This window comes from Sphingobium sp. RAC03, from assembly GCF_001713415.1.
Taxonomy (GTDB): domain Bacteria; phylum Pseudomonadota; class Alphaproteobacteria; order Sphingomonadales; family Sphingomonadaceae; genus Sphingobium.
On record NZ_CP016453.1, the window covers coordinates 270608 to 285999 of the forward strand.

Consider the following 15392-nt stretch of genomic DNA (forward strand, 5'->3'; position numbering starts at 1 on the left):
ATGCGCTATTATCTTAGGGCTTCGCATTTGCTGGCGGCATCGGCTTTGTGGATCACTAGCCAGCCCGCCCTGGCGGCCGATGATTGCAAAACGCTCCTACCGACGGATGGCATCAGCAGAGGTCCTGGCCCGGTAACCCCTGAAGCACTGGCGAGACTGAGAGACATCGGGCCAGCCCCCCGTCCCGATCGCAAACGTCCATTGTTTACAATTTCGCCCGACAGTCGCTTCGTTGCTTTCCAACTACATCGTGCCGATCCGGGAGAGAACCGCTACTGCATTGGTCTGGTGGTTCTCCCACTTTCGCCCGTAGCTCGGCCAAAAATGTTGGATACCAGCACCGAACTGATCCGGGATGAACCGCCGCGATACGGCTGGGCGGCATTCCCTATTGGTTCGCCTGCACCAGTCACACCGCGCTGGGCACCTGATGGGCGATGGATTGCCTATCTCAAGCGTGCAGGAGGCAGGACACAAGTTTGGCGGGCCAGTGTCTCGTCAAACGACGCAAGGCCAGTGACCCGCGCTCTGGTAGATGTCGATGATTTCCGGATATCGTCTGATGGGCGCGCTATAATCTATGTGGCACGTCCCGATCTGATCACAAGGAATGCCGCAATCGACCGAGAGGGTCTATCGGGATGGCGCTACGACGAGCGAGCGTTCCCTGTCCGCGGTGCCAGGCCACAGACACCTGACGCGGGACGCCATTATATCACGATGGACATAGACAGTGGCCTGGAGCGCCCTGCTTCTTCTGATGAGATCACCGACTTTAAGGCTCCCGCTTACCTCGGCCCCGACCAGATCGGTTACTCTGTGGGATTGTTGGGATGGGATGCCTATGCGGAACCCACCGATAAGTCAGTATACCCACCAAGTTATCGGGTGATCGTTGAAAGGGATGCAGGCCGCCGGCAGATCTGCCCGGCAGATCTGTGCCAAACGGACAGATCCGTCTCCTTTTGGTGGTCGGGCGACGGCAAACGACTTCGCTTCACCAGAAAGGAAGGCTGGGCGGGCAGTCTGACGGCGATTTACGAGTGGCGTCCTGGCAGTCCCACGGTGCAGCGTCTATATCTGACAGGCGATGATCTCATTGAATGCGAGCCATTGGGCAATGACCTATTTTGCTTGCGCGAAGGATCACTCGCGCCAAGGCATTTTGTTAAACTGGGGCTGGGTCGCAACAGAGATCAAAAGATATTTGACCCGAATCCCGAATTTGCGTCACTCACTCTTGGCACTGTAGAGCGTATGAATTGGCGCAACAGCTTTGGTGTCCCCTTTTATGGCGACCTTGTCTATCCGGTCGGTTTCAAACTGGGACGCCGCTATCCGCTCATCATCGTTCAATACCGCACCAAGGGATTCCTGCGCGGCGGAATCGGAGACGAGGTTCCTATCCAGGCATTTGCCAACCGAGGGTATTTTGTTCTTGTCGTCGATAATCTGACTTATGAGGATATCGTCGGCAAGCAGAATTCCGCCTCAGCATTAACTGCAGCCTTCAACCGCGATTTTGCGGGTCGCCGAAACATTCTCTCGGCGATAGAGGTCGCCACGCGATCTTTGATCGAACGGGGGTTCGTAGATCCGAAACGGATCGGGATCACTGGCTTGAGCGATGGATGCACTACAGTGCAGTACGCTGCCATCCACAGCACGCTTTTCTCCGCTGGTTCGGTGTCAGGGTGCGGCTGGGAACCAGTGCAGGATGCATTTTTGGGACCAATAGTGGCGCAAAGCTATCACGATGGAGGATGGCCTCGCCTGACGGATATTGATCCTAGCTTCTGGTCTCAAATATCGGTGATGGCACAACCGGGACACGTGCAGTTCCCGATACTGTTTCAAGCCGCAGATAACGAATATTTAGCTATGGTCGCAAGCCATACGGCTCTGGCGCAAGCAAATGTTCCAAGTGAACTCTATATTTTTCCCGATGAGGATCACATCAAATGGCAACCAGCCCACCGTCTTGCGGTATATCGGCGCAATCTTGCCTGGTTCGATTTTTGGCTGAACGGTCAAAGACCTACGGACACCCAAGGTCACAGTGACGTGCTCCGCTGGGAGGAGATGCGCAAAAAATACATCCGACACTGAAGTTCTGGAACGAAACAAGCGTTTCTGAGGGTCAAGTCCGCCATCACCCTATCGCGTAGACCAGGAATTGGTCCATGCTTCGGTATCCAGCAAGGCCATCAATCGAGGGCAATCAAGCAACTCAAACTTTGCATTCGGCGCCATTACGCGTTCAACGGCTGCCCGATCAAGCAACCCGTGGTGGGCGAGATTTCCTTCCAGAAGGCGTTCGCTTATTGCGGCACGGTGACGAGCGATAAATCTCGCGACAAAGCCATCCGGGCTGCCCTTTCCGGATCGACCAGAGACAGGGGCAGGCAAGACGTCAGCAAACGCGCGCCGAGCAACAGCGCGGTCGATGCCTCCTTCGCACGCCCACCACGACGGAACGCCCAGGCAGAATTCGATCACCGGTTGGGATAATAGCGGACTGATCATCGGTACCGCCAAGGCCTTATCACGATGCTCAATGTGATGCAGAGCACGCAAGATCATCGCTACATGACCCTTTTTCCCCAAAGGTACCGTGTCGTGAGAATTCAGCCAAGGATGTTCTGGCGGAAGGCAGCGCTCGCTCTCCACAAATTCCCGACTAAGATAGTCTTCCGCACCGTTCCACTGAAGCCCTGTCGTCTTTGGGGAAATTCTAACAGCTTCCGCTACCACCTCCCAAATATTCGCGCCGGTGATACGGCAAATATCGCGTGCGGTGGAGACCAAATCCAACGACCATCCCTCAGTCCTGAGCCGATCAATCAAAGGTCGAACCGAATGCGTGAGATAGAAAACATTGTCTCCTCCAGCACCCACGAAAAATGCGGCTGCTTGAGAAGTCGCGGCTGCGGCTCTTACTCTCTTGTTATAGGTCTGTTCGTGTGCTTTCCCTGAAGGGATGGGAAAGCCTGCAGCAACTGATTTATCCAGATCGATATCGTCTTCTGAATAGAAGTCTTCGATAAGTTCGGCATCAATAGCCTGACTGGCATACCGGGCGTATGACCTCTCGTCGCCAACTGGATCGTCAGTAGCCAAGGTCAAACACGTAACCTTGGCGCTGCTTCTGGCAAGGCATGCAGTTACAATGGATGAGTCCAGTCCTCCCGATAGACCAACCAGCGAGCGCGGAAAACAGGACCCCCACGCGCTTATGCTGGCCTGGACAACGCGCCTCAGCCCTTCGCTACGTTTCTTCCGATCGTCATCTCCGTCATAAGCGACATAGTTCCAAGGCCTCCAACTTTCTGTCCTGTTTATCTCGCTTCCCTCTATGATCAGCGAACATCCACTCAGAAGCTGCGATACACCGGAAATGGCTGTTTCTTCTGGTGGCAACTGGTGCCAATAGAGCGTCCTTCCCACTCCATTCCAGTTGACTGAAGGCGTGAGCAACCCGGTATCGATCAAGAGAGAGATGTCCGACGTGAGCGCAGCGATCCCGCTGGATGATAGATAGTAACAAGGCATTCCGCCGGATGGGTCGCGTAGTATTGTTACACGGTTAGAATTTGAAATTGCCGCAACATAGCTGCCCCAATAGTGTTCGATCAGACATTGGACCGGATCAGGCGCAAATCGAGCGGCATCATCAGATTTTAGCTCGCAAACCTGCTCAGGATATCCGTGACGGCGAAACAGCTTGCCTATGATCACGCCATTCCCTGGGGGTAAGAGTAGAACATCGGGTAATTGATCCGAGAACAGAATAATTCGGCCATGCCGCCAGACGAGAGGTAGCTGCGTTAGAGTCGCGATGAGCTGGATATGCTCTTGGCACCCTTCATCTTCGGCAAGGATGAGCAGGAGGTAGCGGTGCTTCATCACGCCACCATTATCGGCAAGAACATTCTCGCACGGTCCGGTTTTTCGTTGAGTATCGTGCTTCCTTTCTGTACCCAGCAATGGGCTGCGAAGGGATCCGCCTGAACGCCGATCACCAACATTGTCGGCAACCCCTGCCTGCGGCAAGTGACCGCGAGTGCCAGCGATCGCGACAGGCAACGGTCATGGCTACCAACGATCAGATCGGCATATTCGAAAGAGCGGGCGATTTGCGCCAGCTTCGCATTGTGTAACTCCGAAGACCCTTTATCCACATGATCGGCCAATGCGCCAAGTTGTTCGATCATCCGGGCAAAGGACCAACGCTTGGCTCGCCTCAACCACAACAAACGAGACCATATTGCCCCGATGACGGATGTAAGCGGCGGGTGCGCGTGACCAACATCGATTTGCGTGGTTGGTGGGGTGACTTTTGCGGAAATCGTCAGTTCGGGGTCAGGTCGCTGAGGCAGCGTAACGAAAATGCCTTCATTTATCAGCTTCTGGAGATGATCGAGATCGTCATCAGCAGGCTGCGCACCAGATGCCCAACGCGAAAAGCTTTCATGGAAATGTGGCGGCAATGAAAAATAGCGACCGATCGCAAGGTCCAGCAGGATCACGCGATCCACCGATATGCAAAAGCTCAATCCAGGCCGAAGACCGAAATACATGACCTATTTCCTCCGAACAGCGAAAAGCACGCGGGCCGGTATGGCCCGCGTGCCCGGATTTTCAGTCGTCCGAGAGTCCAGGGACGAGCTGCTGACCGCCGATCCCGTCGCTGTTGTCGAAACCGGGTCCCTTGGTTTCTTCCGCGACGGAGCCGAGGTCGATCAGCTCGGATCCAACATGTGCTTCGCGATTCATAATAGCCTCCATTCTGAAATCAGCTGCACCATTGCAGCCAGATTGATTTTACGATGAAGAATAGAGAATGACCGAACTTATAAGGTATCGGGCATGTAGCTATTGCGTACTTGCGCGCATTTCTGCTATTTTTATGTCGATTCGTGATTATAGCTTGCTGATTTTATTGTTCATCCTAGCGGCCTAAGTGAATCGGATATCTTTTCAGCGCGACGCATCCGCCGGCGGTGATAGGCGCGTAGAACCGAAAAACGGTTCAGACCTGAACCACAATTGATCGCCGCCGTAATCTGCTGCAGCTCCATATCAAGATTGTCCATAACAAGATGCTCCCGGAGTCGTATGGCTTGAAGACGATCGTTGGCGGCGTGGAGGGAGCGGGCATGTTCACGATTAATGGCTTGATCAGCCAGCGCCCTGAACAGTCCTGTGGCGGCTCGCGCAATTTTCTCCCCTCCAACAATATCCCGCAGAATCCATGGCTGCGGTGTTAAAAGCTCGGTCGGCATCTGCACCTTGATAAGGTGACGCACGAGATGGTCGTGCCAGCTGTAGAGATCCCGGACCGCGGCAGGCGTTGCGATCGGAACCCTAAATCCACCACCGGTGCCGATTTCGAGAAGATGTTCACCCACAAGACGCTGCGCTGCGTCTCTGATCGGCGATATGGATACACCATATTCGATCGCGACAACGCGTTCGATAATCGCCCTTCCAGGCGAGAACCGTCCCGACAGAATATCGGTCTTCAAAAGGAGATAGGCACGATCCGCCGCGACTGGTTCGGGAGACATGTCTGCCCCGCCAGAGCCTAGCGGCTCCCTCCCAGCAAGGATCGCTGGGTGATCCGCGTAAGGATAGCAGACTGATGCCGTGCTACGACCTCAAGCATCTCACGCTCAAGGTCCCAAAGATCGTCCTGCATCAAAAGTTCTCTGGGTATCGGCATGTCATGCTCCACGGCCAGTAAAGGAATGAACAAATGCAGTGTCGTCATGCGCAGCGCGTGCGCACAGCGGATATGATCCTCAATCATCGAGGTTTCGACGCCTGCTTCGATTTCGCGGACCCAGCGTTCACTGCGCCCGATACCGCGCGCCATTTGCCGTTGCGTGATACGGTCCCGGCGGCGGCGGCGTTCGATGAGCTTTCCGGAAAGCTCCTTGATCAACGACAGGGCCTCACTACCCGTCATTTTCGGACTTTGAAGCGTCATCTGCAGGTCTCCCCGGCAGCGGCTCAAAACTCCAACCACATCGCTGTAACGGTTTTTGTTGTAAATTAATCCGTTGGTCAACGGATATTGGTATCGTGATCGAGAGTAATTTTACATCCACATCAGCAATACTGTCATCTGCGATAGTGTTTGATGACCTATCTCGCTGAACGCTTAATCTTGTCGAGCATGAGGTGATAGCTTCTCAATATGAGAACATCTTCAGCGTCCCGCATATGCAGGAGGGCCGCTAGAAAAATTTTCCAGACTTGGGGCGATGAATAGATGACACCCGCCGTTTCGATCTCGGCTGCGATCGATTGCACGAGATCCGATAAGATGCGGGATGTTCCGACATGACGGATTTTACGACCTCCCAACTGGTGCAGTTCGGGATCGAGCAACGCGTTTGCCATTTCCTCTCCCGGGCAAAGATGCAGCAAGTGGACGGCGACGAACAGGGTCGAACCATAGGACAACAGATCCCCGACCAAATGACATAGCCGGCAATGATCATTCAGGAAAAGTTGCATTCCTGCGTCGGACAGTTGGAGCTTATATGCTCTGGATGCCTGATGCGCCATTATCGCCCTCCATCTGACTTGGCAAAAAACATGCTTGTCTTGTCCATTCCCATGCATGCCGGTTGATTCGGCTAAAGTAGAACCCGAACGGCCATGGGAACAAAGCAAGAAACCGGAAATGTAATTCCGGTTTCCGGCAGTGTGGCTCCGATCATCGGCACTTCATTACCTCAAACCGGAACGGCAGTTCCTCCTGCCTTGCGACCCGGCTGGTCCTGCTGTCACTCAGGCCGAGTTGAAACGACAAGGCCGTCAAAGCCTGGCGCGGGACCAGATCATCAAGTGGTTCTCAAGGCCAGAAGCTCGACTACTACTCAGGAGACTTGCGCCCATGGACAGAACGCTATCGGTAGGTGTCGGCTTGCTCGTCGGCTTTGCGGGAACGATTATGTTCTCGACCCCCAGCATTGCGCAAGAGGCGACTGCGGTTACTTCTCCTGTGGCTTTGGGAGAAGCTGCAAAGATTGCGCAAGCGCAGCTTCAGCAGACCTTCACGAACCTGCGCTTCGAGGAATTTGGTCCAGCGCCGGTCGAAGGTCCGATCTATCAGGCAAGCGCCGGCGGCCGGATCATCTACTATGCGCCGCGCAGTGAGCATCTTTTGTTCGCCACGGTCTACGACCGCAACGGTGTCAACCTGACCGCGCTGGCGCAGGAACAAGGCGCGGCGCGACGCCTCAAGGCCATCGATCCTGCCAAGGCACTGGCGATTGGCCCTGAAGATGCGCCCACGGTCATCGAGTTCACCGACCCCGACTGTCCTTATTGTCAGGCCCTGGACCGCTTCTGGAGCGCCAAGGCCGCCGAAGGCAAGCCGGTCAGGCGTCTCATTTTTTTCGTGAGCGGCATCCATCCGACCGCAGCGGCCAAGGCGGAGCATATCTTTTGCTCCCCCGATAGCGAAGCGGCATTCCGGGCAGCCTATTCAGGACAGACACCGCCTGTTCTGCGCCAATGCGCAGCGGGACGCGCCAGGGTCGCGCAAGATGCTGAGCTCGTCGCCAAAATCGGCGTCTCAGGAACGCCGACGCTGATCGTCGATGGCAAGCTCATATCGGGCTTTCAGCAAGCCGAACTCGAGGCGTTCCTCGATCGGCACGCAAAGCCCAAGCTTGCAAAGGCAGCGTCCGATGCGCGGCGCTGAATGGGCGCCCGCCATCGCGGCTGCGCACAATCTCTTTGCGGAGGGCATCCGTTCTGGCCCCAACTGGCCTGCGCGGATGAACCAGGATGCCGGCGGCGGCGGGCTCATGGAGCCGTCCACCGACGCCCCGGCCGACACCGATCTTCCTTCGATGCCGGCAGGCTTTGGTTGGACGGCTTCTTTTTGGAGCAATGCTATGATGCGTACATTTGGCAGCAAGGTCCTGGCGGTGGCCAATATCGGCCTCCCTTTAGGCGCGATCGCCTTGGTGGGCGGTCCGGCCCAAGCCTTCTCGGCGCCGGCCCAGGGCGATCTTGGTTACGACATATACGATATCGTCGTGAACCAGGGTGTGAAGGGTCCGATGGGATTTGTAGGCGGCGTCGCCGCGTTCCTGTTCGGCGTCTCACGCCTGTTCTCGAATATCATGATCGGCATCCCGACCATCGTCGCGGCTGTCTGCCTCATAAAGGCGGACTCCATTCTCCAGACCTTCGGGATGGTCGTCTGAGACGCGCGGCGCGGCTGCGGCCTGGCTGACCTGCCAAACGCATGCCGCACCGGCAACAGGCTGGGGATCGATGGTCGGTCCCTGGAGGATGATACCTTTGGAGGTATCATGAAGCAGGAGGAGAAGGGCAGATGGACGAACGCCTTCCGCAATATCTGCATCGACCCGTCCAGATCCTGTGGTTTGGATCGGACGAGTTTCTACTCGCGACCTCGAGCATATTCGTGGCCGCGATCGTAGGCGGACTTGTCGGCTGGGCGCTCATTGCTGCCCTTCTCCTTTTCATTCCGTGGAAGCGGACCAAGCCCAGGGGCTATCTCCCCCATCTTGCCTGGCGCTGGGGTCTTGTTTCCTTCCCCCATTATCCGGGTCCCACCCAGACCCGCTTCTTCGAGTGAGCGCCATGGGGCTGTTGCATCGCAAAAAGGGCGAGGAGGATCCGCTGCTGGGTAAACCGGCGAGCTACGGCATCCATCGCTACCTGCAGGGGTCGGCGAACCTGTTCGAGGAGAACCGGCTGCTCAAGGTCGCCATCGCGGGCATGTTCGGCGTCACCGCCGTGCTGGGCGCAGTCATCTACACGACCAACCAGAATGCCCGGACGGTGATCGTCCCCTTCGGCGCTACCGGCGACCTTCATGTCTCGGGCAACACACCGTCCGAAGCCTATATCGTCGCCATGACGCGCAACATCGTCGCGTTGTCGGGCACTTGGTCGGCCTATTCAGCCGACCGGCAGTTCCAGGAGCTGCTGGGGCTTGTCCACCCGTCCGCCTATGGCGCGATGCGCGACAGCCTCAACGTCATACTCGATGAACTGGCGAACAATCCGACGCTGTCGATCGCCACTTACATTCGCAACGATCAGCCGGTCCGCTGGACTGCCCATGAGATCGTCGTGCCGGTGGAGAAGGTCCGGGTAATCGGCGGCGTGATCCGCAAATTCCGGGGCATTCTACGCATCGGCTACGGCATCGAAAATGGCCGTTTCTGGCTGACGCGTCTTTCCGAGGAGCAGTTCGATGTCGAAACACGCTAATTACGGCATAGGCGCATGCGCCGCCCTGTCCGGGCTACTCCTAATGGCCATGCCAGCCTCGGGCCAGACGCTCCACGCGCTGCCCGACCAGACTAGTCGGATCCGTCTCTCCAACCGCGACATCAACCATGTCGTGTGCGAGGGCGGCGAGATCGAGGATATCAAATTCTCGGCCGAGAAGGGGATTGCCGTCGAGAAAGGCGGATCGGATGCCTGGATCAAGTTCCTCGCCCGCGAAATCGACGATGGGGGCCAGATAACACGCAGCTATGTGACGCAGCCGTCCGAATTTTTCGTGCAGTGCAACGGTGCGACCTATCCGCTTTATGCCGAACCGGCGGAAATTCCGGCGCAGACAGTGATACTCGTCCCCGGTGCCCGGCAGCGTGCCCAGGCCAATAGCGCGTTGATGGCTGCGCTGGCGGATGAGGACCGCGCCGTCTCGATCACCATGTCCCTGCTCGACGATCGCATTCCCGCTTCGTTCAGCGAGGTTGCGCCATCCGGTAGCGCGATTGCCATCGCGGCCGTCCCAGGCCTGTCGATCAGCGAGCAACGCCGTGTCGCCGTCGAGGGTGCCGGGCTTTCAGCGTCCCAATATCATGTGCGCACCATGGCAGCGGTAACGCTGGACGAGCGCCTGCTGGTCGATCCGGTTCTTGGGACAAGCATTTTCTCGATCACGCTGGACCGGGTCCATCTCGATGCTGGTGAAACGGCGCGGCTTGTCGTGGTGCGCCGGGGAGCCGGGCAATGAGCGGCGAGATGGAAAGGGAGCGCCCGGAAGCGCCCGCCCCTTCGCCCGAAACCCTGTCCCCCTATCAGGCGCATCTTGCCGCGCAGAGCGCCGGGCAAAAGGAAGAGGCCGTTCGCCGTCCGTCCCCGGCCTTGCTCGACTGGAAGGCGCAATGGGCCAAAATGTCGGCGCGGCAGAAGCTGCGCGCGCGCCAGCTCGCCGTCGGTGTCGCCGTTGGCGCGCTCGGGATCGGCCTTTATGCAGCGTCCGGCAGCAAGGAGGAGGTGAAGCCCACCGACCCTGCCGCATCGCTCAACATGGGCGCAGGGCTGCGCGGCGACAGTCTCGAGGTCAAACTGCGTGGCGACCTGAAAAAGGTTCTCGATGGCCAGCAATTGCTGGGCGACAGGGTCAGCGCGATCGAGGAAGGCAAGTTGGTTCCCGGATCACATGCCCCGGGATCTCCGGGCGGCCAGGCTGTCGATGGCGATCTGCCGCCCGCCTTGCCCGACAGCGTTCCAGCCCTGCCCTACCCACCCGAGACCGGCGACATAAGCGCGGATGCCGACAGACTACCTGCGCCGCCCACCGGGCCGGTTGCGCCGCCTGCCCCGCCTGCGCCGCCGGTCGAAAGGACGGTCGGCGCGATCGGCTCGGCGACCGGTCAGGTCGTGGCTCAGGGCGGGGCCGACAATGCCGCATCGTCGAAAAAAAAGAATCGGACGATCTATTTACCGCCTGGTTTCATGAAGGCGCGGCTCCTGACCGGGATCGACGCGCTGGCGAGCCGGGACGCGACCAGTAATCCTGAACCGATCATCGCGCGGGTGCAGGCGCCCGCCGTCCTGCCCAATGAGGTGAAGGCGAACCTTGCCGGCTGCTTCGTGGTCGGCAACGCCACCGGAAGCCTCGCCAAGGAGCGGGTCGAGGTGCAGCTCGTATCGCTCTCCTGCGTGGATTTCGACGAGCATTCGATCGTCGATCAGCCGGTCAAGGGCTTCTTTGTCGATACCGACGGCAAGAAGGGCCTGTCTGGCAAGGTGGTAACGCGCGCCGGGGCGACGCTGGCGCGTGCCTTCATTGCCGGGACCATCAGCGGCATCTCGCAGTCGGTCGAAAGCACGTTCGGCAACACTTCGACCTCGGCGCTGGGCACGGTTCGCACGCTCGATGCCGGCGATGCTGCAAAGACAGGCATCGCCGGCGGGCTCTCCAAATCCTCGGACAAGCTCACTGACTTCTATCTCGATCTCGCCCGCCAGGCTGGTCCCATCGTCGAAGTGGGCGCCGCCAAGGATGTGGTCGTGGTGATCCAGGAGGGCGCAACCCTTGAAATCAAACCCGGCGCGGGAGCCAAATTCTGATGTCCGCGCCCATGGGAGACAAAGCGATGAAGATGCTCCGACCCTGCCTCCTCGTCCTGCCGCTGCTCGCGCTGCCTGGCTGCGCGACCATGGGATCCGTGATGTCGCCCTATAGCGAGAAATTCTCGTGCAAGAATAGCGACCATGGGCAATGCATCCATCCCGACCAGGCCTATGCCGATGCGGTCGCGGGCCGTGCCTCCAAATCCGATCCCGCCGTCACCCATGACCGCAAGCTACTTGCACCGGACAAGAAGGCGCGGGCGCACGGCATGGCCAAGGGCGACGCCATAGCTACTGCGACACCCTCGGCTATGGCGCGACCTGGCCAGGTTGCGACACCCTCGGCTATGGCGCGACCTGGCCAGGGCCATGTCGGCGTGCTGATCGAGGATTCCGGCTCGCCGATGCTGCGCCCGTCGCGCACGATCCGGACCTTGATCCTCCCCTATGCGGACAAGCAGCGCCCCGACCGGCTTTACATGGCGCGCTATGTCTATTCGATCATCGACCGCCCGGCCTGGGTCGTGGGCGACTATCTGGTGGAGCCTGGCGGGCGAACGCCTGCGCCGCCGGTACTGCGCACGCTGCGGGAGCCCGAACCGGGCAGCACAGACGTTCCAACGCAAGAGGCCATGCCGCTTACCATCCATCCGGAGAAGCGGCCATGACCGCGCGGCCCGCCCACAAGGGGCTGAGCTATCAGCGCCTGCGCGCCGCCGTGACCCGCGACGCCTATTCGGACTTCCTGCCGATGGTCGCCTGGGTCGAGGAGGAGGAAGCGTTCCTGTGCATCGACGATGGCTGGGGCCAGGCCTGGGAACTTGTCCCGTCCGCCTATATGTTCGCCCATGTGCAACAGGCCTTGCTGGGGCTGCTCAATATCCATTTTCCCGAAGGGACGGTCCTCCAGCTCATCACCTTTGCCGATCCGCTGATCGATCCAGCGCTCGACGCCTATCTCGATATGAAGGTCCGTCCCGACCCGCTGGTCCAGGCCTCGGCCCGGCGCACGGCGGACTATCTGCGCGGCGGAACCCGGGGTCTCGATGCGCTCAATGCCATCCCGGTGCGCGACTTCCGGTTGTTCCTCTCGATCAAGACGCGGGTGAAGCTCGGCGCGGACCTGCGCCGCCAGGTCGAAGAGCAGCTGGCGAAGATGGGCATCCGGCGTTTGCCGCCCGACGCGCTTGTCAGCTTCTATCGCCGGATTTTCAACGGCGTTTTTGCAGCCGCGCCGGGTGTGTTCCTCAGTGAAAGCATGGGCGGCATGCCCGCCCCGTCGATCGCGCGACAGATTATCGAGGCCGGCCCGGACCTCTGCTTCGAGGGCCCCGAAGTGTTTCTGGGTAACCAGGTGGCCCGCTGCCTCACGCCCAAGGCGCCGGCGCGCCGGATCACCGCCGAGCGGGCCAACCGTCTCATGGGCGGGATGCGTGGGAGCGCGGAGGATAGCGACCAGATTGGCGGGCCATTCCTCTATTGCCTCTCGGTGCTGTTCGACCATTCGCAGTTCGAGATCCACAAGCGCGCGCAGATCCTCTCGGCGCAAAAGGCGGCCGGCAGTTTCGCAGTCGAGGTCGGCAAGCAAATCGAGGAGATTGGCTGGATTCTCGATGAGGCGTCAAACAGCCGCTTCGTCTCGGTCATCCCCACCATGTGGGTGTTCGGCCGTGACCGCGCCCAGGCGCGCGAGCTGGCCGCCCGCGCCAAACGCTTGTGGGAATCAGAACCCCTGCCCTTCATGGTGCAGGAAGAGAGCTATCTGCTGCCCGTGCTGCTCGCTGCCAGCCTGCCCTTCGGGCTTTATCCCGAAAAGCAGACAATGAAACTGCTGGAACGCGATTTTCGCATGGCCGTGAAGGCCGCCAGCCTGATGGCGCCGGTGCAGACCGATTTTCGCGGCGGCGGCCGCCCGGCCCTTCTCTATGTCGGACGCAAGGGCCAGCTCATCACGCTCGATCTCTTCGACCCGCGGATCAACAATTATAATTTCATCGTCTCGGCCGAGTCCGGCGCGGGCAAGAGTTTCCTGCTCAATAATCTGTGCCAACAATATTATGCGCAAGGCGCGCTCATCCGCATCATCGATATCGGCGGCAGCTACCGCAAGCTCTGCACGCTTTGCTCGGGCCGCTATATCGACATCGGCGAGGAGCGCCTCGTCCTCAATCCCTTCGACATGGGGCTCGCGCTCGACGGCGAAGACAAGCAGTCGGCTATCGCCATGGCAGTCGCGATCGTCGCGGAAATGGCGAATGCCTCTACCCGCAAGCCGGTGACGACTTCGGAATGGAACCTGCTCAAGTCCGCCGTGCAGTGGACGGTCGATAGCGGGCGGGGCGAAGACGGCATCGACGCGGTGCGCGACTGGCTGGGGCACTATCCCGACAATGCCGCCTCCGACCTCGACCGGGTCGACCATCTCGTACCGGTCGCGCGCGAACTGGCGTTCAACCTGCGCGATTTCGGGTCGCAGGGCGCTTATGGCCATTTCTTCAACGGTCCCTCAACGCTCGACATCTCGCGCGACGAGTTCGTGGTGCTGGAACTCGAACGCTTAAAAGCGCTGCCGGACCTCTTCAACGTGATCGTGATGGTGGTGGTAAACGCAGTCACCCAGGAACTCTATCTCTCGGCGCGCGACAAACCCCGCTTCGTGCTGTGCGACGAGGCAGCCCAGTTCATGACCCGCAGCGACGGGCAGGATCTCTCCCGCCTCGCCGAGGCTTTTGGCCAGGGCTATCGGCGCGCGCGCAAATATCAGGGCAGCTTTGGCATCGTACTCCAGAGCATGAACGACCTCATGCTCTTTGGCGGCACCGGACAGGTGATCCTAGAAAATGCCGCGACCAAATTCCTGTTGCAGGGCTCCACTTATGACAAGGCGGTGGACAACAAGATCCTCGATTATTCGGGGTTCGTCCTCGATCTGTTGAAATCGGTCCGGAACGCCAAGCCCAATTATTCCGAAGTGTTCATCGACAGTCCGCTGGGCCTGGGAATCGCGCGGTTGGTGGTCGATCCCTTCAGCTACTGGATCAACACTTCTGCGCCCAATGAGGTCGCCGCGTTCGAGGCGCTGGTGCGGAGGGGTCGCAATCCGCTGGAGGCGGTGTGCGATCTGGCCGGTGTCGATCCCGCGCAGGTGCTGGGCGGAGATATCCGCCAGGACGGGAGGGCGGCATGACGCACAAGCCTGTGGCCCATCCCGACCAGCTTGCGCTCGACTGGGAAAACGACCCGGCGATCGAGGCGATGATCGAAGCGCGCGTCGCGAGGCGCGCCGAGGCCGCCGCCTTCCAGTGGCGAGTGCGACTGGTGGCCATCGAAACCTGCATGATGGGCAGTCTCGTCATCGCAGCCGGGATCGCGCTCGATCAGCCGCCGCTCCAGACCATTCGGGCGGGCATTCTCGTGGCTACCGCCTGCTGTGCGAGCGGCACGCTGCTGATCGGTCTCTCAGGCGCATGCGGGATGGTCTTCTCGCGCTTCAGGCAATGGAGGGCGCGGTGAAGGCAGATCACGCCAATGGCTTTGATCATGGTCTGGACGTCGGAGACGATGTCCATGGGCTTCTGGCCTATGCACGCAGCGTGAGCGACCCGGCGCTTGGTGTGGACGCGGTCGCGCAGGCGATCGTCACGGTCATCCAGGCGGAATGCCGCTTTGCGCGGCTGTGCTACACCCTGCTGGTGACCGGCGGCATTGCCAATGCCGTGTTTTGCGCGTTCGCGGCGGCGTGGATCCTCCAGGTTCCGCTTGTCGAAGCCATCTTCATCGGCATCTGCGCCGGAATGGGCGCGAGCTCCACGGGTCTGATCCTCATTCCCTGGGACGCAATCGCCCAGCGCCTTCATGACTTCACCCAGCGGTGGTGGCGAGCGTGAACGGCATCTTCTCAGGCACGCCCGCGCCAGGGCCCATCCGCCTCCTCATCGGCAGCCAGGGCCTCGCGCTCGTGCAATCCTGTATCGCCTGCCAATCGCCCGCCATGCCTGCAGTCGTTCGCCTTCTCGGCG

The 15392-nt window shown here is 59.5% G+C and carries 17 protein-coding genes; 12 read left to right on the plus strand and 5 right to left on the minus strand.

Annotation, left to right across the window (positions count from 1 at the left end; genetic code table 11):
• Window positions 1–2109 carry an Atxe2 family lasso peptide isopeptidase gene (locus tag BSY17_RS01240; RefSeq protein ID WP_069064019.1) on the plus strand — a complete coding sequence of 703 codons (2109 nt, stop codon included), beginning with the start codon at window positions 1–3 and terminating at the stop codon, window positions 2107–2109.
• Window positions 2110–2157: 48 nt separating this feature from the next.
• On the opposite strand, the gene BSY17_RS20735 is transcribed toward BSY17_RS01240, so the two are convergent.
• Together BSY17_RS20735 and BSY17_RS01245 are read right to left on the minus strand one after the other, a co-directional pair.
• Window positions 2158–3906: an asparagine synthase-related protein gene (locus tag BSY17_RS20735; protein WP_083216964.1), complete on the minus strand. Its 1749-nt coding sequence runs from the start codon at window positions 3904–3906 to the stop codon at window positions 2158–2160.
• On the minus strand, window positions 3906–4580 hold the full coding sequence (locus BSY17_RS01245) for a lasso peptide biosynthesis B2 protein (protein ID WP_069064020.1): 675 nt from the start codon (window positions 4578–4580) through the stop codon (window positions 3906–3908). Before BSY17_RS01245 ends, BSY17_RS20735 begins: the two co-directional genes overlap by 1 nt.
• Between BSY17_RS01245 and BSY17_RS21780 the strand changes: the two genes are divergently transcribed.
• The gene (locus BSY17_RS21780) at window positions 4579–4833 is read left to right on the plus strand and encodes a hypothetical protein (protein ID WP_237236207.1); all 255 of its coding nucleotides are present in this window, start codon (window positions 4579–4581) and stop codon (window positions 4831–4833) included. The genes BSY17_RS01245 and BSY17_RS21780 overlap by 2 nt on opposite strands.
• 113 nt (window positions 4834–4946) lie before the next feature.
• On the opposite strand, the gene BSY17_RS01250 is transcribed toward BSY17_RS21780, so the two are convergent.
• From BSY17_RS01250 to BSY17_RS01260, 3 genes are all read right to left on the minus strand, one after another.
• On the minus strand, window positions 4947–5570 hold the full coding sequence (locus tag BSY17_RS01250; RefSeq protein WP_069064021.1) for a GntR family transcriptional regulator: 624 nt from the start codon (window positions 5568–5570) through the stop codon (window positions 4947–4949).
• Window positions 5571–5587: 17 nt separating this feature from the next.
• On the minus strand, window positions 5588–6073 hold the full coding sequence (locus BSY17_RS01255; protein WP_150125683.1) for a transcriptional regulator: 486 nt from the start codon (window positions 6071–6073) through the stop codon (window positions 5588–5590).
• Between the two features lie 77 nt (window positions 6074–6150).
• A complete protein-coding gene (locus BSY17_RS01260) occupies window positions 6151–6576 on the minus strand; it encodes a hypothetical protein (protein ID WP_069064023.1) in 426 nt (141 codons plus the stop codon).
• A gap of 388 nt (window positions 6577–6964) precedes the next feature.
• On the opposite strand from BSY17_RS01260, the gene BSY17_RS01265 reads away from it, so the two are divergent.
• The 10 genes from BSY17_RS01265 (at window position 6965) to BSY17_RS01310 (ending at window position 15260) form a co-directional block, all read left to right on the plus strand.
• The gene (locus tag BSY17_RS01265; RefSeq protein WP_069064463.1) at window positions 6965–7720 is read left to right on the plus strand and encodes a DsbC family protein; all 756 of its coding nucleotides are present in this window, start codon (window positions 6965–6967) and stop codon (window positions 7718–7720) included.
• Window positions 7721–7916: 196 nt separating this feature from the next.
• Window positions 7917–8231, plus strand: coding sequence for a hypothetical protein (locus BSY17_RS21445; RefSeq protein ID WP_171899175.1), 315 nt, complete (start codon window positions 7917–7919; stop codon window positions 8229–8231).
• A 131-nt stretch (window positions 8232–8362) separates the two neighbouring features.
• Window positions 8363–8629, plus strand: a complete 267-nt coding sequence (locus BSY17_RS01275) for a type IV conjugative transfer system protein TraL (RefSeq protein WP_069064025.1) — start codon at window positions 8363–8365, stop codon at window positions 8627–8629.
• 5 nt (window positions 8630–8634) lie between these two features.
• Complete coding sequence (locus BSY17_RS01280) at window positions 8635–9270, plus strand: TraE/TraK family type IV conjugative transfer system protein (protein WP_069064026.1); 636 nt, start codon at window positions 8635–8637, stop codon at window positions 9268–9270.
• Entirely contained in the window at window positions 9254–10027 is a 774-nt protein-coding gene (locus BSY17_RS01285) for a type-F conjugative transfer system secretin TraK (RefSeq protein ID WP_069064027.1), read from the plus strand. The genes BSY17_RS01280 and BSY17_RS01285 overlap by 17 nt, the downstream gene beginning before the upstream one ends.
• Window positions 10024–11370, plus strand: coding sequence for a TraB/VirB10 family protein (locus tag BSY17_RS01290; protein ID WP_069064028.1), 1347 nt, complete (start codon window positions 10024–10026; stop codon window positions 11368–11370). Before BSY17_RS01285 ends, BSY17_RS01290 begins: the two co-directional genes overlap by 4 nt.
• A gap of 26 nt (window positions 11371–11396) precedes the next feature.
• Window positions 11397–12041: a TraV family lipoprotein gene (locus tag BSY17_RS01295; RefSeq protein WP_171899162.1), complete on the plus strand. Its 645-nt coding sequence runs from the start codon at window positions 11397–11399 to the stop codon at window positions 12039–12041.
• Window positions 12038–14560: a TraC family protein gene (locus BSY17_RS01300; RefSeq protein ID WP_069064030.1), complete on the plus strand. Its 2523-nt coding sequence runs from the start codon at window positions 12038–12040 to the stop codon at window positions 14558–14560. The genes BSY17_RS01295 and BSY17_RS01300 overlap by 4 nt, the downstream gene beginning before the upstream one ends.
• Entirely contained in the window at window positions 14557–14886 is a 330-nt protein-coding gene (locus BSY17_RS01305; RefSeq protein ID WP_069064031.1) for a hypothetical protein, read from the plus strand. The genes BSY17_RS01300 and BSY17_RS01305 overlap by 4 nt, the downstream gene beginning before the upstream one ends.
• Window positions 14883–15260 (plus strand): hypothetical protein, encoded by a 378-nt coding sequence (locus BSY17_RS01310; RefSeq protein ID WP_150125684.1) that lies wholly within the window; start codon window positions 14883–14885, stop codon window positions 15258–15260. The genes BSY17_RS01305 and BSY17_RS01310 overlap by 4 nt, the downstream gene beginning before the upstream one ends.
• Window positions 15261–15392: the final 132 nt, after the last annotated feature.

Bases quoted from the DNA above. Each gene is read 5' to 3' on its own strand.
- BSY17_RS01260 (WP_069064023.1), bottom strand. From the start codon at position 6,576: ATGGCGCATCAGGCATCCAGAGCATATAAGCTCCAACTGTCCGACGCA.
- BSY17_RS01300 (WP_069064030.1), top strand. From the start codon at position 12,038: ATGACCGCGCGGCCCGCCCACAAGGGGCTGAGCTATCAGCGCCTGCGC.
- BSY17_RS20735 (WP_083216964.1), bottom strand. From the start codon at position 3,906: ATGAAGCACCGCTACCTCCTGCTCATCCTTGCCGAAGATGAAGGGTGC.
- BSY17_RS01265 (WP_069064463.1), top strand. From the start codon at position 6,965: ATGTTCTCGACCCCCAGCATTGCGCAAGAGGCGACTGCGGTTACTTCT.
- BSY17_RS01295 (WP_171899162.1), top strand. From the start codon at position 11,397: ATGAAGATGCTCCGACCCTGCCTCCTCGTCCTGCCGCTGCTCGCGCTG.
- BSY17_RS01290 (WP_069064028.1), top strand. From the start codon at position 10,024: ATGAGCGGCGAGATGGAAAGGGAGCGCCCGGAAGCGCCCGCCCCTTCG.
- BSY17_RS01250 (WP_069064021.1), bottom strand. From the start codon at position 5,570: ATGTCTCCCGAACCAGTCGCGGCGGATCGTGCCTATCTCCTTTTGAAG.
- BSY17_RS01245 (WP_069064020.1), bottom strand. From the start codon at position 4,580: ATGTATTTCGGTCTTCGGCCTGGATTGAGCTTTTGCATATCGGTGGAT.
- BSY17_RS01285 (WP_069064027.1), top strand. From the start codon at position 9,254: ATGTCGAAACACGCTAATTACGGCATAGGCGCATGCGCCGCCCTGTCC.
- BSY17_RS21445 (WP_171899175.1), top strand. From the start codon at position 7,917: ATGATGCGTACATTTGGCAGCAAGGTCCTGGCGGTGGCCAATATCGGC.
- BSY17_RS01275 (WP_069064025.1), top strand. From the start codon at position 8,363: ATGGACGAACGCCTTCCGCAATATCTGCATCGACCCGTCCAGATCCTG.
- BSY17_RS01240 (WP_069064019.1), top strand. From the start codon at position 1: ATGCGCTATTATCTTAGGGCTTCGCATTTGCTGGCGGCATCGGCTTTG.
- BSY17_RS01305 (WP_069064031.1), top strand. From the start codon at position 14,557: ATGACGCACAAGCCTGTGGCCCATCCCGACCAGCTTGCGCTCGACTGG.
- BSY17_RS21780 (WP_237236207.1), top strand. From the start codon at position 4,579: ATGACCTATTTCCTCCGAACAGCGAAAAGCACGCGGGCCGGTATGGCC.
- BSY17_RS01280 (WP_069064026.1), top strand. From the start codon at position 8,635: ATGGGGCTGTTGCATCGCAAAAAGGGCGAGGAGGATCCGCTGCTGGGT.